This window comes from Rhizobium sp. TRM96647, assembly GCF_025780115.1.
GTDB lineage: Bacteria > Pseudomonadota > Alphaproteobacteria > Rhizobiales > Rhizobiaceae > Mycoplana.
Genome location: NZ_JAOXHF010000023.1, coordinates 1 through 20,981, shown reverse-complemented (window position 1 = coordinate 20,981; position 20,981 = coordinate 1). Strand labels below are relative to the sequence as shown.

The 20,981-nt window shown below is 58.3% G+C and carries 19 protein-coding genes and 9 pseudogenes; 13 read left to right on the top strand and 15 right to left on the bottom strand.

All coding sequences use genetic code 11. The annotated features are described in order from the left end of the window. Positions 1 to 103: 103 nt before the first annotated feature. A pseudogene (locus tag OCK02_RS25040) lies at positions 104 to 483 on the bottom strand (ATP-dependent DNA ligase); the annotation flags it as partial. Here OCK02_RS25040 and OCK02_RS25035 point away from each other — a divergent pair. Next, positions 482 to 676, top strand: a pseudogene (locus OCK02_RS25035) (IS3 family transposase); the annotation flags it as partial. The pseudogenes OCK02_RS25040 and OCK02_RS25035 overlap by 2 nt on opposite strands. Positions 677 to 719: 43 nt before the next feature. On the opposite strand, the gene OCK02_RS25030 reads toward OCK02_RS25035, so the two are convergent. Next, entirely contained in the window at positions 720 to 1,904 is a 1,185-nt protein-coding gene (locus OCK02_RS25030) for a sensor domain-containing diguanylate cyclase (protein ID WP_263815394.1), read from the bottom strand. Positions 1,905 to 2,278: 374 nt separating this feature from the next. Here OCK02_RS25030 and OCK02_RS25025 point away from each other — a divergent pair. Then, positions 2,279 to 2,561: pseudogene (locus OCK02_RS25025) on the top strand (DDE-type integrase/transposase/recombinase); the annotation flags it as partial. Between the two features lie 310 nt (positions 2,562 to 2,871). On the opposite strand, the gene OCK02_RS25020 reads toward OCK02_RS25025, so the two are convergent. After that, entirely contained in the window at positions 2,872 to 3,708 is an 837-nt protein-coding gene (locus OCK02_RS25020) for a helix-turn-helix domain-containing protein (protein ID WP_263815393.1), read from the bottom strand. Between the two features lie 301 nt (positions 3,709 to 4,009). Here OCK02_RS25020 and OCK02_RS25015 point away from each other — a divergent pair, with 301 nt between their 5' ends. From OCK02_RS25015 to OCK02_RS25000, 4 genes are all read left to right on the top strand, one after another. Continuing rightward, the gene (locus OCK02_RS25015; protein WP_263815392.1) at positions 4,010 to 4,468 is read left to right on the top strand and encodes a hypothetical protein; all 459 of its coding nucleotides are present in this window, start codon (positions 4,010 to 4,012) and stop codon (positions 4,466 to 4,468) included. A 179-nt stretch (positions 4,469 to 4,647) separates the two neighbouring features. Then, on the top strand, positions 4,648 to 5,421 hold the full coding sequence (locus OCK02_RS25010) for an SDR family oxidoreductase (RefSeq protein ID WP_263815391.1): 774 nt from the start codon (positions 4,648 to 4,650) through the stop codon (positions 5,419 to 5,421). A 219-nt stretch (positions 5,422 to 5,640) separates the two neighbouring features. Beyond that, on the top strand, positions 5,641 to 6,993 hold the full coding sequence (locus OCK02_RS25005) for an HdeD family acid-resistance protein (RefSeq protein ID WP_263815390.1): 1,353 nt from the start codon (positions 5,641 to 5,643) through the stop codon (positions 6,991 to 6,993). Beyond that, on the top strand, positions 6,990 to 8,141 hold the full coding sequence (locus OCK02_RS25000) for an MFS transporter (protein WP_263815389.1): 1,152 nt from the start codon (positions 6,990 to 6,992) through the stop codon (positions 8,139 to 8,141). Before OCK02_RS25005 ends, OCK02_RS25000 begins: the two co-directional genes overlap by 4 nt. A 93-nt stretch (positions 8,142 to 8,234) precedes the next feature. On the opposite strand, the gene OCK02_RS24995 is transcribed toward OCK02_RS25000, so the two are convergent. From OCK02_RS24995 to OCK02_RS26185, 5 genes and pseudogenes are all read right to left on the bottom strand, one after another. Next, positions 8,235 to 8,561 carry a TetR family transcriptional regulator C-terminal domain-containing protein gene (locus OCK02_RS24995; RefSeq protein ID WP_263815388.1) on the bottom strand — a complete coding sequence of 109 codons (327 nt, stop codon included), beginning with the start codon at positions 8,559 to 8,561 and terminating at the stop codon, positions 8,235 to 8,237. Next, positions 8,561 to 8,932: a TetR/AcrR family transcriptional regulator gene (locus OCK02_RS24990; protein WP_263815387.1), complete on the bottom strand. Its 372-nt coding sequence runs from the start codon at positions 8,930 to 8,932 to the stop codon at positions 8,561 to 8,563. Before OCK02_RS24990 ends, OCK02_RS24995 begins: the two co-directional genes overlap by 1 nt. A 268-nt stretch (positions 8,933 to 9,200) precedes the next feature. Next, positions 9,201 to 9,461 (bottom strand): hypothetical protein, encoded by a 261-nt coding sequence (locus OCK02_RS24985; RefSeq protein WP_263815386.1) that lies wholly within the window; start codon positions 9,459 to 9,461, stop codon positions 9,201 to 9,203. Positions 9,462 to 9,493: 32 nt separating this feature from the next. Continuing rightward, positions 9,494 to 9,739: pseudogene (locus OCK02_RS24980) on the bottom strand (DUF892 family protein); the annotation flags it as partial. Positions 9,740 to 9,783: 44 nt separating this feature from the next. Continuing rightward, positions 9,784 to 10,101 (bottom strand): annotated as a pseudogene (locus OCK02_RS26185) (DUF6766 family protein); the annotation flags it as partial. 145 nt (positions 10,102 to 10,246) lie between these two features. Here OCK02_RS26185 and OCK02_RS24975 point away from each other — a divergent pair. From OCK02_RS24975 to OCK02_RS24955, 4 genes and pseudogenes are all read left to right on the top strand, one after another. After that, positions 10,247 to 11,209: pseudogene (locus tag OCK02_RS24975) on the top strand (SDR family oxidoreductase). Positions 11,210 to 11,426: 217 nt separating this feature from the next. Further along, positions 11,427 to 11,699, top strand: a pseudogene (locus tag OCK02_RS24965) (glutathione-dependent formaldehyde dehydrogenase); the annotation flags it as partial. A 53-nt stretch (positions 11,700 to 11,752) separates the two neighbouring features. After that, positions 11,753 to 11,986 carry a DUF2934 domain-containing protein gene (locus OCK02_RS24960; protein WP_263815385.1) on the top strand — a complete coding sequence of 78 codons (234 nt, stop codon included), beginning with the start codon at positions 11,753 to 11,755 and terminating at the stop codon, positions 11,984 to 11,986. A gap of 4 nt (positions 11,987 to 11,990) precedes the next feature. Then, positions 11,991 to 12,398: an HD domain-containing protein gene (locus OCK02_RS24955; RefSeq protein ID WP_263815384.1), complete on the top strand. Its 408-nt coding sequence runs from the start codon at positions 11,991 to 11,993 to the stop codon at positions 12,396 to 12,398. Positions 12,399 to 12,415: 17 nt separating this feature from the next. Here OCK02_RS24955 and OCK02_RS24950 read toward each other — a convergent pair. The 6 genes and pseudogenes from OCK02_RS24950 to OCK02_RS24925 form a co-directional block, all read right to left on the bottom strand. Next, positions 12,416 to 12,997: pseudogene (locus OCK02_RS24950) on the bottom strand (cysteine hydrolase family protein). 76 nt (positions 12,998 to 13,073) lie between these two features. Then, positions 13,074 to 13,574, bottom strand: coding sequence for a ferritin-like domain-containing protein (locus OCK02_RS24945; RefSeq protein WP_263815383.1), 501 nt, complete (start codon positions 13,572 to 13,574; stop codon positions 13,074 to 13,076). 113 nt (positions 13,575 to 13,687) lie between these two features. After that, on the bottom strand, positions 13,688 to 15,766 hold the full coding sequence (gene catE / locus OCK02_RS24940) for a catalase C (RefSeq protein ID WP_412178925.1): 2,079 nt from the start codon (positions 15,764 to 15,766) through the stop codon (positions 13,688 to 13,690). A 514-nt stretch (positions 15,767 to 16,280) separates the two neighbouring features. Next, positions 16,281 to 17,078, bottom strand: a complete 798-nt coding sequence (locus OCK02_RS24935) for an IS3 family transposase (RefSeq protein ID WP_263815382.1) — start codon at positions 17,076 to 17,078, stop codon at positions 16,281 to 16,283. After that, positions 17,075 to 17,437: a transposase gene (locus OCK02_RS24930; RefSeq protein ID WP_263815381.1), complete on the bottom strand. Its 363-nt coding sequence runs from the start codon at positions 17,435 to 17,437 to the stop codon at positions 17,075 to 17,077. The genes OCK02_RS24935 and OCK02_RS24930 overlap by 4 nt, the downstream gene beginning before the upstream one ends. A 123-nt stretch (positions 17,438 to 17,560) precedes the next feature. Beyond that, positions 17,561 to 17,705: pseudogene (locus OCK02_RS24925) on the bottom strand (IS110 family transposase); the annotation flags it as partial. Positions 17,706 to 17,905: 200 nt separating this feature from the next. Between OCK02_RS24925 and OCK02_RS24920 the strand changes: the two are divergent. The 3 genes from OCK02_RS24920 to OCK02_RS24910 all read left to right on the top strand — a co-directional run bounded on the left by OCK02_RS24920 (position 17,906) and on the right by OCK02_RS24910 (position 20,588). Next, a complete protein-coding gene (locus OCK02_RS24920; RefSeq protein ID WP_263815380.1) occupies positions 17,906 to 18,931 on the top strand; it encodes an IS110 family transposase in 1,026 nt (341 codons plus the stop codon). 149 nt (positions 18,932 to 19,080) lie between these two features. Next, positions 19,081 to 19,359 (top strand): hypothetical protein, encoded by a 279-nt coding sequence (locus OCK02_RS24915; protein WP_263815379.1) that lies wholly within the window; start codon positions 19,081 to 19,083, stop codon positions 19,357 to 19,359. Between the two features lie 965 nt (positions 19,360 to 20,324). Beyond that, positions 20,325 to 20,588 (top strand): DUF982 domain-containing protein, encoded by a 264-nt coding sequence (locus OCK02_RS24910; protein WP_263815378.1) that lies wholly within the window; start codon positions 20,325 to 20,327, stop codon positions 20,586 to 20,588. A gap of 53 nt (positions 20,589 to 20,641) precedes the next feature. Here the strand turns inward: OCK02_RS24910 and OCK02_RS24905 are convergent. Next, a partial coding sequence (locus OCK02_RS24905; RefSeq protein ID WP_263815377.1) for a hypothetical protein occupies positions 20,642 to 20,981 on the bottom strand: 340 nt, incomplete at its 5' end.

Sequence of the window (20,981 nt, the reverse complement as noted above, 5' to 3'; positions counted from 1 at the left end):
TCGCTAATTCTTTCGCAGCAGCGCCTAGTCAGACATGTTGCCTTCCGCGCTTTCGTCCCGCGTGTCTTGGCGATGCGGTGGGGGCAAGGCTGGCTTCACAGAACTAAAGTGCGCGGTCATGCGGAGCCGTCGACATTTCGCTCATGTCAAAGACTGGGCATTGTCCTGGACCTCACGCAGCCCCTTTTAGGATGCATGGCGGAGATTTCTGTCATCGGTCCATCCGCGAAACTCGATCTCCGCGATCAATGTCGGCTGGGCGAAGACCAGGTTCTTGCCTTTGAGCGGCACGGCCGGCCCCGTGGTTTTCAGCTTGTCGAGCGTGCTGCGCAGATTCTCGGCATCCTTTGTGTTGAACCCGGTGCCGACCGAGCCGACATAAACCCATTCATGCCCGTTGCGGCCAGCGAGAAGCAGGCTGCCGATCCCACCTCGCGCAACGGTCGACTTCTCGTAGCCGACGATCATGTAGCTTTCGCTCGGCAACTGCCACGATAATGAGAGCTTCTTCAATCTTCTGAGGCGAGAGCGGATACGTTGCAGGGTCTACCGCTCACGCGATGAAGCTCGCCAGGACGTATTCGACTACATCGAAATGTTTTACAACCTGAAACGCAAACAAGTCAGGAACGGGCTGCGGTCGCCCGTAGAGTTCGAAAAGCAGCAGAAAACCTAACCCGAGGGTGTCTACGAAACTCGGGGCTATTCAGTTTGGGCTTTCAGAAGAACGCGTTGCTTCTGGTTTTTACCGTTTCGACCCGGTGCAGAAACTCCGCCATCTGCACGCGATTTCGACCGCTACGCTTGGCTTGATAAAGCGCGGCATCGGCGAGGTTCAGAACGACTTCAAAGCTGTCGGCATCCTGTGAGCCAAATGCGATGCCGGCGCTGACGGTGCATTGCAGCCTCTCTTCTCCCACCCGAATTTCGCGTGCGGCAAAGCTGCGCACAATATCGCCCGCCACACGCTTCGCGCGACCGGGCAGGGCGTTGGTGAGGATGATGACGAACTCCTCGCCTCCGAGGCGAGCTGCCAACTGCTGGCCTCCGGCGCTATTGTTCAGCTCCTCCGCAAATGCCCTGATGACCATATCACCGACCGCATGACCATGCTGGTCGTTAATCGACTTGAACCGGTCGATGTCGAAGGTGACGACCGCGGTTTCAGGCCCGATCCGGCGCCCGATTACCTTATCGAAGAGCGCCCGACGGTTGAGCAAACCGGTCAGCGGATCGGTATTTGCCTCATGGCGATGCCGTGCCGCAAGTCGCCACTGATGGAGAGCCAGCGACAACGCACCAATGCCGGACATGCCGGCGATGCAAATCGCCAAGTTGAGATTTTCCGCCCAGTTGTCCGGGGCACGGCCGAGAATCCATTGGCGCTGATGGAGCAGGACCGCGGCGCACAGCACGAAGGAAGAGCCGCTCAGCACGTAGAGAAAGCTCATTCCTATCAAAGGGCCCGGCGCTTCCGCACGCGCGCTCCAATAGTGCCAGCCCGTACCAATCAGAAGCGCGGCCGTCGCCGCATTCATGAAGATAATTGCCACACCGTCCAAACCCCACAAGATCAGCGGAAGACCGGGTAGGATCATGATAGTCGAGAGAACGGACGTTCGCATCCACGGACTTTGCGCGGACTGGAATTGGACGGAACCAGCATAGATTGTGCTGAAGCCTGCCATTAGGAAAGCATAGGCCAGCGATACCCGCAGAATGCCGGTTTCCATCGTATAGGAGCTGAAGGCAAAAATACCGATGACGATAAAGAAAAGAGCGACGACCAGCGTCAGCAGGAAAGAGTCGGCGCGGCGTGAAACCCAGGTTCCGAGAAGGGTCACCATTAGGCAGATCGCGGAAAAGCCTAAGGCGAGCAGAAGAGAATTATAATCAAGCATCATGCCAAGTGCTCTCGTCAGCCAGAAACACGGAATCCCTCCCACGCGGAGGCTAACCGCCGTTTCTCTCCAACCAGTTACCTCAACTATGAAAATCCTAGCTAGCGTGGACGGATATTCTCATTGCGGCCCCGAAGAGCCACATGGAACTTCAGGCGTCGGGATTGGAGGCCGTTTACCTCTTTACGCTGCAGCTTCCTGTTGTGACGGAGGTCGAGAGGCTGCGGTCGGGGGAGCCAACGCAATTTCGCAGGACGTCCCGAATTCATGACGTGACAAATCGAACCAAATCCCCTCGTCTTTCTACGCCTCCAAAAACAAGGGGTTTGTGTCTGCTTACCAGCCCTTTAGAAAGATCAGGCGCAATTGCCCTCACACGCACATACGGAGCGGCAAGACGAGACGTGATGCCCGGTGTAGAACATCGATCGCACAAGGGTCTGAAATCGTGCGGAAAATTCACACGTGCCACTTCGAAAACGAGAACGGATGATGCAGGGATTTCGATCTGTCGGCGGCTTGCAGCGTTTCATCTCGGTCTTTTCAGCAGTCAGAAATCTTTTCGCCGCACCGCACCAGAAACGCTCAGCCTTAGCCACGCACATTCATCGGATCCGCGCAATGGCGCAGTGGAAAGCCGTGACCGGCGCAACTGCCTGAGTTCACAGACAAAACGCCTCGTCCGGGCGTTGATGAAACAACGTGACATCGCCCTTCGGCGACCTCGGCATAATGAAGAATACACGAGATCGGCTCTCCACCGGACTTCTTGATATGGTTGCGGTTAGCAAGCCGCGGAGACTCGCCTTTTTGCACGAAATTCTCGCCGGCCACAGTCCGTGGCATTTCGAAACGCCCGGGTGAATCCCGCGGGAGCGGAATAACCCAACTCCTCGGAAATGTGGTGATCGACAGACTGGAGTATTCGAGTAGCTCGATTGCACGTTGCAACCTGACCGCGTTTACACGATCATGATGACCGAAAGTCTCGCCGAAAGTCGGTGGGGGTTACCCCTGTCGTCCTCTTAAAGGTCGTAGACAGATGGCTGTGGCTTGAAAAACCGGTTGCCATTGCAATCGCGGTAATGTCAAGGCTAGTAAATGCCAGTAGCCGCCGGGCCTCGGAAATTCGCCGCTCAATGATGTAGCTCGCCGGAGTCGTGCCAAACGAAGCTTTGAACGACCGCAAGAAACTATGCGTCTTCATTTCCGCCAGCGCGGCCAGTTCGTCGAGAAGTATCGGCCGGCTCAGGTTGTCGTTAATATACTCACTTAGGAGCAATTTTATACTCCTACGCAAGGGGGAATCTCTCCTGGAGGCGCCGGGCCCACCAGTATAGCTGCGCAGAATGTGGTACGCCACACTCACAGCAACGCTCTGACACAGCATATGTGAGAGGTCATCTGTTGTGCCCACCGTTCGTTCAAGCAATTTTGCTGCCTGATAGATGAACTCGTCACTATGAGCGAGCCGGGGTTTAAGTTCGAGCGAAGCCGCTCCTTGTCCCAGTAGATGAGCGGCTGCTTCAGGTGGAATCCGGATCTCAGCATAACGTACATAATCGCCTTGGCTCTCAGCGGCATATCCGGTTTGGGCCGGTACCAACCAAACCTCACCCGGTGACGGAGGCTTTTTGGCCACGTCACCACCTTCGACCTCCGAAACGAAGTGGGACATGGACCCCGCGAGGTGAATGACGACCGAATGAGTGTCTGGCTTGAGATGCCAGACGGTTGGCTTTTTGATGTCTTCGCTGGCGGCGATAAATTCGATGCCATTCCATGACGCAGCACTGTTCGTAAGCATCGTGCGCGGTTCTGGAGAAGGTTGTGTCGCATCATTGCGCGGTAAATGCATACCTGCCTCGCATTTCGGTCCAGTACGGCGGAGATTTTAGAATTTCGCAAGAGATCTTGAAAGCCTTAAAGGCGGCTATCGCATATGTTGCGTGGCGGCTGGCGAGTCCATTCCTTTTTCTTGCCGGGGACGCGCTGAACGTTGATCAAGATGTCAATTCGGGTCTGTTGGAGAGAAATCGCAATAAGGGGGCGCATCGCACAGATGTTTTTAAGGTCGAAGATATAACTCGGTAGTATGGAGAATCCACTTGAACATCGCGAATATATACAAATCCTGCCTTGTTGCGCTTTTTTCCGTTGCTATTGCTCTGCCGGCAAATGCAGATGAGAAAGATACGAACAAGCAGATCGACGAACTCTTGGGTGATCACACCAAGTACAAGGTGGTTATCATCGAACTTCAAAGGGCTGTGGCAGCGCACGACGCCGCAGGCGTCGCCAAGCTGATCAGCTATCCCATAGGTGTCAAAGTCAAGGGCAAGGAGACCGTCATCAAATCCGCGAAAGCCTTTGAAGAACACTATGAGGGCATCTTGACACCGGCAATTACGAAGGCATTCGTCAACCAGAAGTACGGCGATTTGTTTGTAAACTACCAAGGCATAATGTTCGGTGACGGGCAGGTGTGGGTCAGCGGCATTTGTCACGACAATGCCTGCAAAAGCTTTGAAGCGAAGGTGACGACCATCCAGGAAGGCCCGCAATGAGCTGCCGGACGTAGCATCTGCGTAGCGCGGAATTCCGCTCCGCAAGTTTCAGTCGCACGTCACAATCTCCTCTCCAGCGCCAGAAGGGGCAACTTGACCGCTGCTACGGGACGCGGGTCGCCAGCGTCCTTCGTCGCGTGCGGAACGGCGGCAATATCGCCCAAAGAAGGAGCCATTTCATGAATGACCACAATATCCAAGGCAAAACCGTCATCATCGCCGGCGGCGCAAAAAACCTCGGAGGCTTGATCGCACGCGACCTTGCAGCACATGGTGCCAGAGCGATTGCGATTCACTACAACAGCCCTGCCACGAAGCCCGACGCGGATGCGACGGCGGCAGCGATCAAAAGCGCTGGTGCGGAGGCTATCGCTTTTCAGGCAGACCTTACCACGGCGCGCGCGGTGGAAAAATTGTTCAACGATGCCGCCGCCGCCATCGGCAAGCCGGATATTGCGATCAACACGGTCGGAAAAGTGTTGAAGAAATCGATCGTCGAGATATCCGAGGCTGAATATGACGAGATGAGTGCAGTCAACGCCAAAACAGCATTCTTCTTCATGAAGGAAGCAGGCAGAAACCTCAACGATAACGGCAAGATCTGCACGCTGGTAACTTCGCTGCTGGGGGCCTTTACGCCCTTCTATTCGAGCTATGCCGGCACCAAAGCACCGGTTGAGCATTTCACGCGCGCGGCATCAAAAGAGTTCGGTGTGCGAGGCATCTCTGTAACAGCGATCGGTCCCGGTCCGATGGACACGCCATTCTTTTATCCGGCGGAGGGCGCGGACGCGGTAGCGTATCATAAGACTGCCGCGGCATTGTCGAACTTCTCAAAAACCGGGCTTACCGACATCCAGGATATCGTTCCCTTCATCCGCTTCCTGGTCTCCGAGGGGTGGTGGATGACCGGCCAGACTGTTCTGGTGAATGGTGGCTACACAACGAAATAGTGTCGCGGTCATCGCAGGGCGACAATTCGACCGGGTCTATCGATCTCAGGCCGCAAAGCGATAGGCGGGAGGACCAAGTTTTACGAGTGTGGCAACTTCCAGGGTGACATCGCTGTTGGACGGCATCGCTTCTGATGTTCCTGCTCACCAAGATCCCACCGACAAGACTCTTCAAACGGACGTTGGGAGGATATTGAATGTTCTTCCAAGTGGATGATCATGATACAACTCGTATTTTTACTTCTTGGAGCCAATGCTCTCAGGCCTGCCTGGAAATTCCTGACGATTGCCGGGATCGTCTGGATATTTTTCGGCCTGGCTATCCTATTCGACTTAAGTGACGGCAAGCTGTTTATATTGCTGGATACGCTCGCCATCTTCTTGATCGTTGAAGGGCTTGTCGAAATTGCCGCAGCCTATTCGGTCGGGATCCGTCACCACTGGATCGATGCGCTCCGCGGCATTGCTTTTCTTTTCGCGGCCTTTCTCGTATTCAATGTTCCTTGGGACGGCAATATCGGCGCTGCGATCGTGTTCGGCAGCGCCTTCCTGGTTGATGGACTTTTCCGAATTGCTTCGGCATTTATCGTCCACAGCTCGCGCTGGCGCGTCGGCATCGCCGCAGGATTGGTCGAGCTATGCCTCGCCGTTGCTATTCTGGCTTCATGGCCCGTTCCTCATCTTCTGACTGTTCCGTTCTGCTTTGCGCTCTTGCTGCTGACATCGGGGTATGGCCTGATCCGGATGGCGTTGCCATTGCGCGAGCTACCCGAGGGTGGGTCGGTGACGGCGCTTCCGCTCTATGCCGCCCGTAATTGGCAGGGCGGCGTGACGCGCCCCGTCATTCCTCCGGACGAAGATGCCTGGAGCTCAGGTAACGAGCTTCTCAACGTGTATGTCTGGACAGCCGCCGGCGCGATCGGGAGCCCGGAACGAAGAGTGTTGATCGACCGATACGTCGCGGCGGTGGACAAGAATGGTGTGATCTCCACCGGACATGCGGCACTCGAGTTGCCGCCAAACCTCTATGTCAGCCACTATCCGGCCAACGACATTGACCATAATCCGGATGACTTTCGCGCACTGCTCTCTGCCGGTCATGAAAACGATGTACCCGGTCGGTTTAATCCGTCTCTGGAATGGGAAGCAGCCAACTGGTGCATGCCGGATCATAAGGTGACGTTCCACCGCTTCAAGCCGGAAGCGCTTCGACGTTTTTGGGCAGCCTACTCTCAGGACAATACCTACAACTTAACAGCACGCAACTGCTCGACCACCGTCATCCAAGCGCTCGATGCCGCGCTCGAAGGAAGCGTCTATACCGGTCACATCTGGCACGATCTCTTCAAGCTCGTCAGCAACCCACAATTTTGGGTGTTGCGACTCGTTCGAGGCCGTGCGGAGGCTATGACCTGGACGCCGGGACTCGTGCTGGACTATTCCCGGCTCCTGCTGGCGGTCGTCGAGAACAACCAGGGCCGATGGCGCAGAAAACTCCGCCAGGCCCTGCAGGCACGCCATGCTTTTGCGCCTCACGACGAGCGGTCCGATGGCGGGGCGAGGCGGCCATGAACCAGACAACACGAACCGCGGTGGTCATCACCGCGACTGCGACCATCTTTGGCTTGACCTATGGATTGAGTGCGCCGTTGATCGCGCTCGAGCTTTCCGAGGCCGGATATTCTGAGAGCTTCATCGGCGCGAACGGCGCGATGTACGCCGTCGGCGTATTGCTGGCAGCACCCTTTATGCCTCGCCTCTTCGGTCGGTTCGGTTTCGGGCGCCTTGCGAAAAGTGCACTTGTGGGGGCGGGAAGCATCCTCCTCCTGTTTCCGGCCGTGCCTTTCCTCTGGATATGGTTTCCCCTGCGCGCGGGGCTCGGTGCGATGTCGGAAACTTTGTTTGTCGTGTCGGAAGCCTGGCTCAATCATTTGGCAAGCGAGGCATCCCGCGGGCGCCTGATTGCCATATACATGACCGCGCTTTCGTGCGGGACGGCGTTTGGTCCTGCCATCCTCGCCCTTGTGGGTCGTCACGAGCTCTGGGCATTCGTGATAGGCGCTGCGGTCACATTTGCCGCCTGTATCGTCCTCGTCATCGGCAAGCCGAAAGAGCCGAAGTCCGGACATGAGGCCATCGGCAATCCATTCCGATATGTGAGGCTGGTGCCCGTTGCCGTCGCATCTGCGGCGCTCAACGCAGCGTTGGAGGCGGCGGGGCTCAGCCTTCTGCCAATCTATGCCGTGAACCTGGGATGGCCGGAACAATCCGCCACCATACTTCTGACGGTGCTTCTCATCGGCTCGATTGCGCTGCAGTTGCCCATTGGTTGGCTGGGGGATCGGATGCCGCGTTCGAAGCTTCTGGGACTGCTAGCAGTTCTCGCAACCGTTGGCGCAGCTTGCTGGCCAATGGCGCTCGCACACGCCTGGCTTGCCTATCCGCTGCTATTTGTCTGGGGCGGCGTATTCGTTGGAATCTACACCACGACGGTGGCGATGCTTGGCGACCTCTATAAAGGGCAAGAACTGGTCGGTATCTATGCGCTGCTTTCCGTGGCATGGGGAGTGGGCGCGTTCACGGGGCCGTTCCTATGTGGCATTGCTATGGAGATGACCTTGCATGGCCTTCCGCTATTTACGGCAATTTCCTGCGGCGCTTTTGGATTGTTTGCCGTGCTTACGCCCGTCAAGCTGTCCGACAGGCAGCTAAGGGCCTGATTTGCTGGGATGGCCCCTCTACGGCCAGCGTCGTCATGTCAATCGATGAAACGAGCGGGGACGGTTCGAATCCATTCAAGAGCGCTGCGCATCTTAATTAAGGGTGCTTTCCTTCGGCTCCAGGATAGTTAAGCGAACGCCATGTGAGTTAATTAAGCTCCGAGATGAGCCCGATCCCATCTCTGGATGCGCAGTTTCGCTGCCGATCAAAGGAAACTGATCAACTCCGCCGGCCGCCAGACTTGATTCCTGTTTTGCGTAACACGAACGAAGAACCTTGCTGACGGCATCGGCGACGATGGCGCGCTGGCGCTCAGGCGTCCAGTAGGGTTCGTCCAGAAGCGCGTAGACAAGAATGCCGTCGCATTGCAGGAGAAGGCCGTCGGCGATGCGGCGGGCGTCTTCGAGGGAATATCCCATCAGCCGGATCCAGCGGACATGCTTGTCGCGGATGAAGGTGTGGATGCCCCGGTGGATTTCCTGAAGCTCCGCGGAGTCTGGGTCAGCGCCCAGAATGCCAGCCAGACGGAAAGCTCGCGCCGGCGCGGTTGCTCCAGCGGCAGGAAGGCTTCCAGGCACGCGATAATCTCGGCCTCGTTCACCGTGGTCGGCCACTTGATCTGCTTCTTCGCCTTCTCCCAGGCATATTCGACGGCCGCCTTCACCATCGCCGCCCGATTGGGAAAATGGTGGGTGATCAGCCCGATGGTCGCTCCGGCCTTTTCCGCGACCTTGCGCAGGCTGAGATTGCCGACACCTTCGTTGACACAGCTCTTATCGAAGCTTCTCAAGCTAATAGGAGCGAACTATCAGGGCGCAATCACCGTGTTTAGAATGTCCAGGCTTTTGCCACTTCCGCGCGTTTCGCCTTTTCTCTACTCGCATCTGGGTCGGGCACCGCGGTGACATCAAGAATGTATTTCTAAACATATGCGTCGTGGCCCCTAACCACATTGTCGCGTTTCGGTTCCATCAGCTCCTGTTTTCGGACCTGCGGTGTCGCAGCAAGGACGTCAGCCTAGATGCCAATGGCGCAGAAGCGCCCGCCGCTGCTCCAGTTCAAACGAACAGGCAAGGTCGTCCTTCCGCACGCTGGTATTCGGTAGGGCTGTCTGGCTTCCTCATTGAACGTAGGCCGAGGAATTCACCCTCGTCGGAGCCCGTCGGCGCCGACGCGGGTGCGGTATGCGTTGCCGACACCAGCGCGGCAGCGGGAAATGTATCTTCCCCCTTCTCCAGTCGGGTTTTGTTTGCCGCCGCTTGGTCCGCTTGCTCGGCGAGCAGGGATTTGATGGCGGGAGAAATCGGTCCGTCTGACATATTGACCTCCATGGAAATGATGTGCCTCGTGATTGCACCATTGCCTTTTCCTCCGAAAGGTTGGCTTCGATGGCCGACACCGCCGCGCCATAGCCGCCGGCCTCGGCAATCGTCTGTAGGGAGCGATACGCGGCGATTTCGAAGTTCTCGAAGGCGAAATTTGCGAATGAGTTCTTGAGGATTTCGTCATCCGCCACGGTGTGGCCGAGGGCGGCCATAGCACCGGTAAATGACAATGCGATATCCTTGAGCGTGGAGTGGTCTTCGCGTAAAGCGTTCGGCCGAGACCACCCGCCCGCACACTTTTCGGAGTGCCGGGCCGCCCGATTTGATCAGCGGGTTCCAGGTCATGCTCTTCAAGCTGATCAGGGTCTTTGGATTCTGCGGAACCCCGCTGAAACAGAAATGCCGTCAAAACGACATACGCCGACATCTGAAGGAACTCACTTTCCCAGTTTTCGAAAAGTGCGGATAGGAAATGGCCGCTGGCGACATAACTAGCGAAGGTAGTGGCAGGCAGGCGATGTTCAGCCAACTCCTCATTGTAAACCGAGAGCCCGCTCACCGTCATACCGACCAGCGTTCCAATCGTGGCGGCGACGAGCACGATGGTCAAACCGTTGTCTCGAATAAACTTCATCGACTTACTCCGTGAATGACTGGTTCTCCAAACCGGTGCGGAACGGCGTTGTTCCTCAACAGAGTGCTTTGTCCGTCGCACCTTCTCGGACGGAACCTTTCGAGGTCCTGCCTGTTCGATTGCCATTCTTGAAAGGTGAAGAGTTATGGCGAAAGAACTTGCGGGCGCAGTCGTGGTGATAACCGGTGCGTCGAGCGGCATAGGCCAGGCGACGGCTGAGGCTTTTGCCAGGCATGGGAGCCGGCTCATACTGGCTGCTTGAAACGGCGAGGCTCTTTCGCGGGTGGCGCATGCTTGCAACCGGCTTGGTGCGGAGGCGCTACCGGTCATTGCCGACGTCGGTGACGCCACATCTGTCAAAGCTCTCGCTGAAAAGGCATTAGCCTTCGGGCGGATCGACTTCTGGATCAGCAATGCAGGCGTTGGCGCGGTCGGGCGTTTCGAGGAAACGCCGATCGAGGCTCATGAACAGATCATTCGAACCAATCTCTTAGGCCATATCAACGACGCCCATGCCGTTTTGCCGATTTTCCTTCGGCAGCAATGCGGTGTCTTCATAAACATGATCTCGCTTGGGGGCTTCGCCGCCGCGCCGTTTGCAACCGCCTACAGCGCCAGCAAGTTTGGGCTACGCGGGTTTTCCGAAGCGCTGCGAGGTGAGCTTGCGGACCGGCCCGGCATTCATATCTGCGACGTTTACCCGGCTTTCGTCGATACGCCCGGCCTGCGACATGGAGCGAACTACGTCGGCCGCGAGATCACCGCGCCACCCCCATTAATCGATGCACGTGACGTGGCGGAGGCCATCGTTCGCGTGGCGCGTTTCCCACGTGCAACGACGACCGTGGGGGCCGTGACGAGTGTCTCCAGGCTCGTGCATCTGCTTGCGCCCGATCTTACCGCACCCATTCTGGCACGCGGGATGGCCAGCTATTTCAAGCGCGCACGGCGCGTCGCGGGTGATGGCAATCTCTACCACCCTTCAGCGGATGCAGCCCATATCGATGGAGGGCTGAGATCGCCTCACCGTACCGGCCGAACGGTGCTGGTCGCGCTGACAGGCATTGCGCTGCTCGGCTTCCTTGCTGCCAGACGCAGCCGACGATGATTTTCGGCGGTCAATTGCCACTTGTTTCCACGCCAGCCCAAAACGCAGGAACATCTCCTACTCAGTCGAATTGGCTGGTTGAGCCTTGAAAACTGGAGAATACCATGAGCGACGACGAACGCCGGCCGTTTCCGCCGCAGCCGGAACAGAAGCAAACACCCCCCGGTTTGACAAAAGCCATGACGCCCGTTCCCGACCACGGTGAAGACAGCTACGTCGGGTCGTCGGGACCGTCTCGATCGTGGGCGTCTACGGCGGTTTCGTCGACAAGATCCCGATGGGATCGGCGATCAATCGTGGCTTGACTTTCCGCATGGCCCAATCGCCGGTGCAGCACTATCTGCCAATCCTGCTGGAGCGCATCGAACTTGGTGACATCGATCCGTCGTTCGTCATCACCCATCGGGCTGGGCTGGAAGAAGGCCCCGAGCTCTACAAGACATTCCGAGACAAGAAGGATGGCTGCATCAAGGTCGTCCTCAAGCCGTAGGGCGAGCACGCGGTGATCGTATGCCAGCCGGAGACGAAGCGAGGAGAAAATCGATGACAGGTATAGACCGACATGAACAAATCCGCCGGCGCGCCTATTGGATATGGGAAGAGGAGGGCTCTCCCGCAGGTGAGGATCTGCACCACTGGTCAATGGCGGAAGCGGAGTTCGAGGCGTCGAAAGCGGATTCCGACGGAGAGTCCGCCACAGCGGAGACACCAGTTGTGGAGATTTCGACCGGAAATGAGCTGCCTCGCAGGAAAATCAAACGCACTGAGGGACCGTGAGGCCGTGAACCACCTCGATCACGCAATTCAGGTCGCCCAGTCGGCACACGAAGGCCAGTCCGACAAGACCGGACGGTCCTATTTCGAGCACTGCCGTCGCGTTGCCGCTGCCGTCGCAGGCGACACCGGAAAGATCGTCGCCTATCTGCATGATGTGGCGGAGAAAGGTACGGGTTGGACGCTGGATCGGTTGCGGGAGGAGGGGTTTCCTCCCGACGTTGTCGGCGCGGTGGACGCGATGACGCGCAGGGCGGATGAGGAGTGGGAGGTTTTTGTTCGCCGGGCCGCTTCGAACCCAGTCGCAAACCCAGTGAAACGTGCAGACCTGGAAGACAATCTTTCACATGTGCAGACGATCGGCGATGACGGTGAGAAATATCTGCGCGCACTTCGTCTCATCGCGAAACTCTGAGTCTTTTGTGCAGACTGCTACCCGGAAACCGATGATAAAAACGCATCGGTCGACATGGCGTCCATCTGGGCGGTAAACCGGCTTTCGAGTAGCTTCAATGACGCGTCGTGCGTTTCATCCGTGCCGCTGCAGACTGCATCCGTCAGGATGATGGCACGGTAGCCCAAATCGACGGCACCGAGGGCCGTTGCGAGGACGCAGACATCGGTCTCGCCACCGGTAATAACCAGCGTTTCGACATCCTGTCCCCTCAGAAACGCGTTTAGCCGTCCGTCGATCCAGGGCGAATAGGTCCGCTTGTCGAAGACGACCGCGGGCGGCGTGAATGCGGCAAGTTCGGGGAGTAGATCATACATTTCAGCCGGCAGATGCTCGGCGGTCATCATCCACCACTTCTCATAATAGGCGCGCTACATGCCTGTGGCAATGAGGGGACGCGCGGGTGGCAGAAAGCGGGAGAAAATCGTTCGGTCCGCACAACGGCCAGCGACTTCCAGCACTTGTGGCGAGACCCGCTCCATCCAGCTGACTTTCCAGGGCGTGTCTTCAGCGAACATGTGCTGCATATCCACACAGATATGTCGCCACTCGCCGTACATCACTCCCATCGCATCGGTCCGGGCGTCTTTCGCATTGTAGGGACGGGCGGAGAGCCTCCTCTCCGCCCGTTCCGCATCATGCGGCCTTGGTCTTGCCTTCGCGGTTGACCTTGGCCTCTGCGAGCTGCGTCAGGGCCTGATCGGTCTTGGTTTCCTCGGCGAGTGTCTGGTCGAGGAGCTTGGCGACGTCGTTCTTGCCGAGCTGCATGGCCCAGGACTTCAAGGTGCCGTAGCGGGCGATCTCGTAGTGCTCGACGGCCTGAGCGGCGGCGAGAAGGCCTGCATCGAGCGCGGGCGAGCCCTTGAATTCCTCGAGGATCTCCTGACCCTCTTCGAGAATGCCATCGATGGCCGGGCAGGTCTTGCCGCGCGCCGGCTTGCCGAGAAGCTCGAACACCTGCACGAGCCTTTCGACCTGGCCCTCGGTTTCCTGGAGGTGCTTGTCGAAGGCGGCCTTCAGGTCCTCGGCCTCGGCGCCGCGGATCATCTTCTTGAGGCTGGCAATGATCTTGCGCTCGGCGTAGTAGATGTCCTTGATACCGTCGAGGAAAAGGTCTTCCATTGTCTTGGTTGGCATGGGTCTCTCCTGTTGTCGTGAATGTTTGCCGGAGTGGCGGGCGCGATCGCGCGGGGATTCAACCAGCCTTTCTCACCTTTGTTCCCCGCACACACGGCAAGGAATGCCGCCGACTAAGCAGGCGGAACGGATGCCTTGCCGAGCTTAACGGAGGGCTCGCGTGTCCAAAGGCGCAGCTTGCCGAGTTCCGCGACGAAGGCAGAGAGGCCGTTTTCGCCAGGCAGTTCGATGAAACCTTCATCGAGCCTGTCGGCAATCCCGGCGACCTGCAGGAGGGGCAGAGCATCGGCGACGTGGCCAATGAATTTGCAGTGCTGGAAGGCATCGGCGACGAAGTCCCGCGCGGTCGCTTCTTGAAGAAGATCATCCATCGCCGCCTTGGCTGGCAGGAGCGCGACGGCGTCGAAAAGCACCGAAGGACCGCCGTCGATCATGAACTGCGCCGGCACCCATGAACCGTCGGACGCCGTCACGCCGCCGACTTTCGGCGCGATCAGGGCGACCTCTGCCTTTTCCGCCGCGATGGCGTCCCGCAGGCCTGTCAGAAGGCCGATATCGACGCCGTCCGTGATGAGGATGCCAAGCTTGCGTCCCTCGAAGCGTTTGGGTCCTCGTTCCACAATGCTGAGCGCAGGCGAGGCCTCCAGATCCTGCCGTGTCGGCATTGCGGCATCGGCGGGTTTCGGCATGGACTGGAAGCCGAGTTTCTCGGCGACGGTGTTGGCGAGGGTCTCGTCGATATTCATAAGATGCGAGACGACGCGCTCACGGATCACGAGTGTTTCGACCTTGCTGAGCTCAAAGGTCAGAGCGGCCGCGATGTGCCGCTGCTCGGCCGGCGTTTGGCTAATGTAGAACTGGCGCGCCTGGCTGTAGTGGTCGGCAAAGCTTTCGGGACGCAGCCTCACCTTTTGACCCTGCTCTTCCGCGGGGAAGTGCGGGAAGCCGGCGAGCGGAGATTCACGCGGACCTTCGCCCCAGGAATTGGGCTGGTAATTGGCGCGACCGACGGGATTGCGCATGGCCATATGCCCGTCCTGCTGGAAATGATGGAAGGGACATTTCGGCGCATTGATCGGGATGTGCGTGAAGTTCGGACTGCCCAGGCGCTTGAGCTGGGTGTCGAGGTAGGAGAAGTTGCGGCCTTGCAGCAGAGGGTCGTTGGAAAAATCGATGCCGGGCGGGACGTTCTGGGTCATGAACGCGACCTGCTCCGTCTCGGCAAAGAAATTCTCCGGCATGCGATCGAGAACCAGCCTGCCGACCGGCTTCACCGGAAGCACCTCCTCGGGGATGATCTTGGTAGGGTCGAGGATGTCGAAGTCGAAACTGTCGGCGAAATCCTGATCGAACAGTTGGAGACAGAGCTCCCATTCGGGGAAGTTACCAGCCTGAATCGCATTCCAAAGGTCGCGGCGATGATAGTCGGGATCGGCGCCGTTGATCTTCACGGCCTCGTTCCAGGCGACGGATTGCAGACCGAGCTTGGGTTTCCAGTGGAATTTGACGAAGGTGGATTCACCCTTCGCATTGACGAGACGGAAGGTGTGCACGCCGAACCCTTCCATGAAGCGGAAGGAACGGGGAATGGCCCGGTCCGACATGACCCACATGATCATGTGCATGCTTTCCGGCGTCAGGCTGATGAAGTCCCAGAAATTGTCATGCGCGCTCTGGGCCTGCGGGAAGGCGCGATCGGGTTCTTGCTTCACCGCATGGACCATGTCGGGAAACTTGATGGCGTCCTGGATGAAGAAGACCGGGAAGTTGTTGCCGACGAGATCCCAGTTGCCTTCCTGTGTATAGAGCTTGACGGCAAAGCCGCGGACGTCGCGAGCGAGATCGAAGGAGCCCTTGTTGCCGGCGACGGTGGAAAAGCGGACGAAAGCCGGCGTCTTCTCGCCGGCGCGCTGGAAAAGGTCGGCCCTCGTATAGGCGGCAAGCGATTCATAGGTCTCGAAAAAGCCGTGTGCTCCGTAGCCGCGCGCATGCACGACCCGCTCCGGGATGCGCTCGTGGTCGAAGTGGAAGATCTTCTCGCGGAAATGGAAGTCGTCGACCACCAGCGGCCCGCGTGCGCCGACGCGGAGCGAGTTCTGGTCATCAGCGACAGGACCGCCTTGCGCTGTCGTCAGAACGGGCGTTTCGCCCTCGGCAACCTGGTGCAGTTCGCCGCCATTGCCACGCGCCATCTTCTGATCGTGGACCTGCGCGGCCGTCGCCGTGGATTTCGAGGATTTCGCCGATGCTGATTTCGGTGATGTGTTCTTGGCCATGGTGCGCTCCCTGTTTGTGACTGGCCAACGACACATGCGGCGAAAGGTTCCGTCCGGCGGCATTTTCGTGCTCCCGACGATGGAGTCTGTCCGCAAGCGTACAGGAACTTCGTCTGTCCTCTCCGGTTTTGACGATCCTGACAGGAGGTTACCATGCAACTCATCGAAACGAATGTTCACAGCGGCGAAGGCACGACGACGGTCGAGTTCGTCGGAGAGGGTGGGGAGAAGGTATCGGTCTGCATGGCTGCGCATGACGTGCAGGAAGATGCTGCGATCACGCGCGCCAAGGAAATCATGGTCCAGCTCACCGCTTTCGATACCGATCCCCCGCAGCAGGGCGATATAGACGACGGGGTGTTGGTTTCCGCGCAGAACTGAGCCGGTTTTGGAGTGAACCCCTCGGGCTGGACCAGTGAAGCGCTTAAAACTAGGCCGCCTGCTGGGCGAGTTGGGTTTCAAATTCTGCTGGCGACATGTAGCCAAGGGCCGAGTGCAGCCGTTTGGCATTGTAGATCTCCTCAATGAACCTGGGCAAGCGTTCGGCCACATCCGCGAATGTTTCGTAGCAGGCGATGTAGACGTCCTCGACTTTCAGGGTTTTCATGAAGCTCTCTGCCTGAGCATTGTGATGAGGGTTGCCAACGGCGCTCATGGAACCCTGCAGGCCGGCGGCATCGAGCGCTCGTCGATAGGTCTCACTCGCGTATTGGCATCCGCGGTCCGTGTGGTGGATGCAGCCGGGTGGAGGCTTTCTGCTTTCAAGCGCCGAGCGCAACGCTGCCAATGCCAGCGGCGTATCCAGGCGTTTTGACAGGCCATAGCCGACGACTTTCCGGCTGCAAGCGTCGAGAATGACGGCGAGATAGCAAAAGCCGACGGCTATGCGGATGTATGTGAAGTCGGCCACCCAGACCATGTCAGGCCGCGCTGGGATCACATTGCGATAGAGGTTTGGGTAGATCGGCGAATCGTGGTTGCTATCCGTCGTGCGAACATACCGCTTGCGAGGCTTGATCCCGAGGCCGTTGGCCCGCATGACGCGCGCGACACGCTTGTGGTTGACCAGGTGGCCTCTGCGCTGAAGCTCGTGCGTTACGCGTCGGTATCCGTAGCAAGGCAGCTCGTCCTGGATGTCCTCGATGATTGCAACGAGTTCCGCATCAGCAAGGTTCAACGCTCTCGAAGCTGATCGGTAATAATAGCTGCTTCTCGGCAGATCGATCATTTGGCACCCCCGTCTGACGGAACAGGTCGCGGGCCGGTGATGATGGAGGAGTTCCCGCTGTCGCCGGCGATCGGCTGGCGCGGTGTTTTTTTAACTAGGTCCAGCTCCATGGTAAGCTGGCCGACCTTGCGTTCGAGCGCCGCAATGTGGGCCTCGTACTCGGCAATGACGCTGGCCTCAGCCTCTTCATCGTTCAGTTCGCCGCGATCGAACTGCGTCAGCCATAGCTGTATGAGGTTTGCCGAAACGCCGTATGTCCGCTGTGCGTCGCGCCGTCCGATGACGCCGTTTCGGATATCCTGGCAAAGCTGCAACTTGAACGGTGTCGAATGCCGTCGATATGGACCTCGGGACTTCATGAGCCTTCTCCGATTGAGGCCCGCAGAGTGTATCAGTTTTCCCGTGCCCCGTGGTCCAGCCCGAGGGGTTCACTCCACCGGAGGGGTTCACTCCATAACCGGCTCAGTTCTGCGCGGAAACCAACATCTGGGCAGTTCCGTAAAGAAGCTGATCACTTGGCCGCGAGACAGTTTCCCTGCGCAAGACCCCACCGCCATCGCTTCCGGCAGCATGAACCTGAAACACCCGCTTTGCTAGGTCCAGGCCAACAATACCAACTTCCCTCATGAATGCTCTCTCCTCTAAGTGACGTTCTGGCGAACATCACTCTGGCACATTGCGATGCCGTCGGAAGGGGGCATCCACATGGGGTAATCGCGGGAGCGAGTCGCCCTGGACCCATCTAATATTGGAGGTGGCTGCTCCCCGATATGATGAGATACGGGCTCACGACTGGACGCCGGGCCCAGCATCAACGGAGAACAGCCATGACAGAATATATCGGTCTTGATGTATCAATGAAAGAGACAGCCGTGTCGATCCGCCGCGGAGGCGAACGGGTCTGGCGCGGGAAATGCGCATCCGATCCCAGCATCATTGCCGAGCTTGTCCGCAAGCGGGCGCCGGCTGCAAAGCGCATCGTATTCGAAACCGGCCCCTTGTCGGTGTGGTTCTATCATTCCCTGCGCCGCGAGGGACTGCCAGCAGTCTGCATCGACGCACGCCACGCCAAAGCTGCTCTCGATATGGCCGCCAACAAGACAGACGCCAATGATGCCGATGGTCTGGCGCATCTTGCAGAGGTCGGGTTCTTTCGTGAGGTGCGTGTTAAAGGCTTCGACAGCATGTTGATCCGCACGCTTGTGGCAGCACGCACTCGCCTGGTCCGGATCACTGTCGAGCTTTCGAACCAGATCCGAGGGATCATGAAAACGTTCGGCCTAGTCGTTCCAGCTGGTAAAGGAACGTTATTCGAAAAGAATGTCCGGAGCCTTCTTATCGACCAGAACGAGCTTGCTGTTATCGTGCTACCGATGTTGGAGGCTTGGTGCAGCATTCGTACCCGCGCCGCCGAGCTCGAGCGTCGACTGGTTGCGGACGCTCGTCAAAGCCAAGCATGCTGCGCCCTCATGTCGATCCCCGGCATCGGCGTGATCACCGCGACCTCTTTCGTCACCGCCATTGAGGATCCAAACAACTTCAAGAAGTCGCGCTCTGTCGCGGCCTGGATCGGCCTGACAACTCGCCGCTACCAATCTGGAGAAGTCGATTATGACGGCCATATATCCCGGCGCGGCGATCGACATCTGCGAGGGCTTCTCTATGAAGCTGCGGCGGTCATCCTGACACGCTGTTCGACCGAAAGCAGCCTACGCGCATGGGGTCTCAAGCTCCGGGAGAGGATCGGCTTCAAACGAGCCGCCGTGGCCGTGGCGCGCAAATTGGCGGTGATTATGCACACGATGCTCAAGGCCGGCGAGCTATTCAATCCTCGTGCAGGAGCCACAACGTAATCCCGATAGCGTTCAGGATCTGAACGCCTGAGGCGTCCCTGCCGGGACGTGAGCCGAGCCATTCCGCTGATGGGGTTGCACCGCTGTCGCAGCAGAGTGCGTCGTCCACATTGAAGGCTCGTCCGCGAAGCTCCATCATGCGGCGGCCGATGCTGACCGCGAAGACAACCATGCACCCGGCAGAGCCGCATCAACGCGATAGATGCTTGACGCTCGAGGTGCGATTAGACAACTCCATCAGGCTTATGTCTAACGAGTATCGACGTATTGAATTGCTGACGGGCGATGTGGGGCACAACGACCCAATTCCCTTGTTGAGCATGCGCGCAGTCAAACTGGCCGCACTATATGATCGCCTGTCTGACGAACCCGTTCGAGATGCGCTTTTTAAGCTGGCCTTGACCCTGGCTGGCGACGCGGATACGTAGGGACGTTCAACGTCAAGCCCGTTTACCTGATGTTCAGATCCCGAGCGCAACGTCGTTGTAGGCGCGACGTGTCACTGCGTACGCGCTGATTTTTCTCTGGCCCGCTTCGGCGGGCTTCTTTTTGACCGGAGTGTCCCTCCCATGAACGGGCGGGCTAAATTTAGCACTTTGCACGAAAAACGTTTGGACGGTACCGTTCATCTGCAGCCCTACGGCGCTCTCCTCCCTGGCTTTGATACAGCCCGATTGCCCCGCACCGGCGGGGCTTTTTTTCTACCACACCGTGCACGAGTATGGGCCGCCGTTGGTGCTGTTTCGGCACGGTGATATTCCCGACATGGAGGGAGCCGGTCGCCCTGCGGAACATTCCCCCGTGAAGTGAGTTTCCAACGCTGGGTCCGACCCTTGTGGCCCAACGGCGCGCCTAGCGCCGGTACGGGCACGAGCCCGGAAAGCCAGCGGAGGTTTAGCACGGGCCTCCGCTGGTTACCTCGCATCGACCTCCCAGTAGCCTGCAGCAAGCCCAAGCGCGGCACCTTATACGTCGACGCGCAGCATAGCCGAGAGACCGGTGCCGGCCCCCGCTAGTGAGCATGTCGTTTGAAGCAAGCAATCAGCATCGACCAACAACGATGGGATTATGCTCCCCACGTGAATAAAGCCGTATCAGCGTCCGCCCAAGTGAACGCGCTCGCTCACTTTCGAGCGGGAAGCAGCAGTCCTTTCTGCACTCCTCGAAGATACGCTCGAGGGTGTTCAACTCATCGGGGCCAACCATTTCCGAGAGTTCACCCCCGGGGAATACCGGATAGCCTGCAGCGTCATGATACATCACTGCCATCTGGGTTGTCCTCTTCGTGTTTCGGCCCAACGAAGTCCAGGGAGAGATGTTTCGGAACCAACGTCGATTCCGGAACTCTCCGTGGTTCTCAGCGTTGATGCGCTGCCAACACGGAGGAACTCAGATGTCCAAATGGAAGACGCCGGTGGAATTGACACTCGAAGGCGCCGGTCACCAAACGGTGCACGGCCCGTATGCCGCCGCCATGCTCCTCATGATCTCATGGCCCACAAAAAACGGCGTGGAGCGCGAGCGCGCCGAGCGGTTGTGCCTGGAGGCAGTGGAGCAAAAAATTAAAGCCGCAATGGCGCGCGAGGCTTTTCTCGCAGCTATTGAAGAGGCCGGCCTTACGATCGATAACCCGGGTACGAATCCACTGGCAGCTTAGCACAGGAGACCCGGTGGACGGTCATGTCACGACAGGGCAATGCTCCCGGCTGATCAGCCGATTGTATCCATCATCCTCAGCAATGCTTCTGGATCGTGGTAGCCGGCACGATAGAGCCGAAGGGTCCGCTGGGCTAAGCGTCCCGTCTTCTCGCTGTCGCGTTCTTCCTGTCGGACTAGTGTGACTATCGCTCGTAGCAATGCGACTTCATCGGGGAGGTAAATCCCGGCCGAACTGGAGGGGTTTTCTGCATCGGAAACGTTGTACCGGTGCTTTGCTGCCGCCATGGCACAAACTGTCAGATCGTCTTCATCCGCGATTCCGAGAGCGCAAAGCCGGGCGAGATAGTCGTCCAGCCACGCCCGGTCAGGTTCGGTAGGGCGAAACCAGTTC

Coding starts and splice junctions, on each gene's coding strand:
- OCK02_RS24935 (WP_263815382.1), bottom strand. CDS start 17,078: ATGATCGATCTGCCGAGAAGCAGCTATTATTACCGATCAGCTTCGAGA.
- OCK02_RS24910 (WP_263815378.1), top strand. CDS start 20,325: ATGTCCAAATGGAAGACGCCGGTGGAATTGACACTCGAAGGCGCCGGT.
- OCK02_RS24995 (WP_263815388.1), bottom strand. CDS start 8,561: ATGGGATATTCCCTCGAAGACGCCCGCCGCATCGCCGACGGCCTTCTC.
- OCK02_RS24920 (WP_263815380.1), top strand. CDS start 17,906: ATGACAGAATATATCGGTCTTGATGTATCAATGAAAGAGACAGCCGTG.
- OCK02_RS25000 (WP_263815389.1), top strand. CDS start 6,990: ATGAACCAGACAACACGAACCGCGGTGGTCATCACCGCGACTGCGACC.
- OCK02_RS24985 (WP_263815386.1), bottom strand. CDS start 9,461: ATGTCAGACGGACCGATTTCTCCCGCCATCAAATCCCTGCTCGCCGAG.
- OCK02_RS25020 (WP_263815393.1), bottom strand. CDS start 3,708: ATGCTTACGAACAGTGCTGCGTCATGGAATGGCATCGAATTTATCGCC.
- OCK02_RS25010 (WP_263815391.1), top strand. CDS start 4,648: ATGAATGACCACAATATCCAAGGCAAAACCGTCATCATCGCCGGCGGC.
- catE (WP_412178925.1), bottom strand. CDS start 15,766: ATGGCGCGTGGCAATGGCGGCGAACTGCACCAGGTTGCCGAGGGCGAA.
- OCK02_RS25030 (WP_263815394.1), bottom strand. CDS start 1,904: ATGATGCTTGATTATAATTCTCTTCTGCTCGCCTTAGGCTTTTCCGCG.
- OCK02_RS24945 (WP_263815383.1), bottom strand. CDS start 13,574: ATGCCAACCAAGACAATGGAAGACCTTTTCCTCGACGGTATCAAGGAC.
- OCK02_RS25005 (WP_263815390.1), top strand. CDS start 5,641: ATGATACAACTCGTATTTTTACTTCTTGGAGCCAATGCTCTCAGGCCT.
- OCK02_RS24930 (WP_263815381.1), bottom strand. CDS start 17,437: ATGAAGTCCCGAGGTCCATATCGACGGCATTCGACACCGTTCAAGTTG.
- OCK02_RS24915 (WP_263815379.1), top strand. CDS start 19,081: ATGCTGACCGCGAAGACAACCATGCACCCGGCAGAGCCGCATCAACGC.
- OCK02_RS24960 (WP_263815385.1), top strand. CDS start 11,753: ATGACAGGTATAGACCGACATGAACAAATCCGCCGGCGCGCCTATTGG.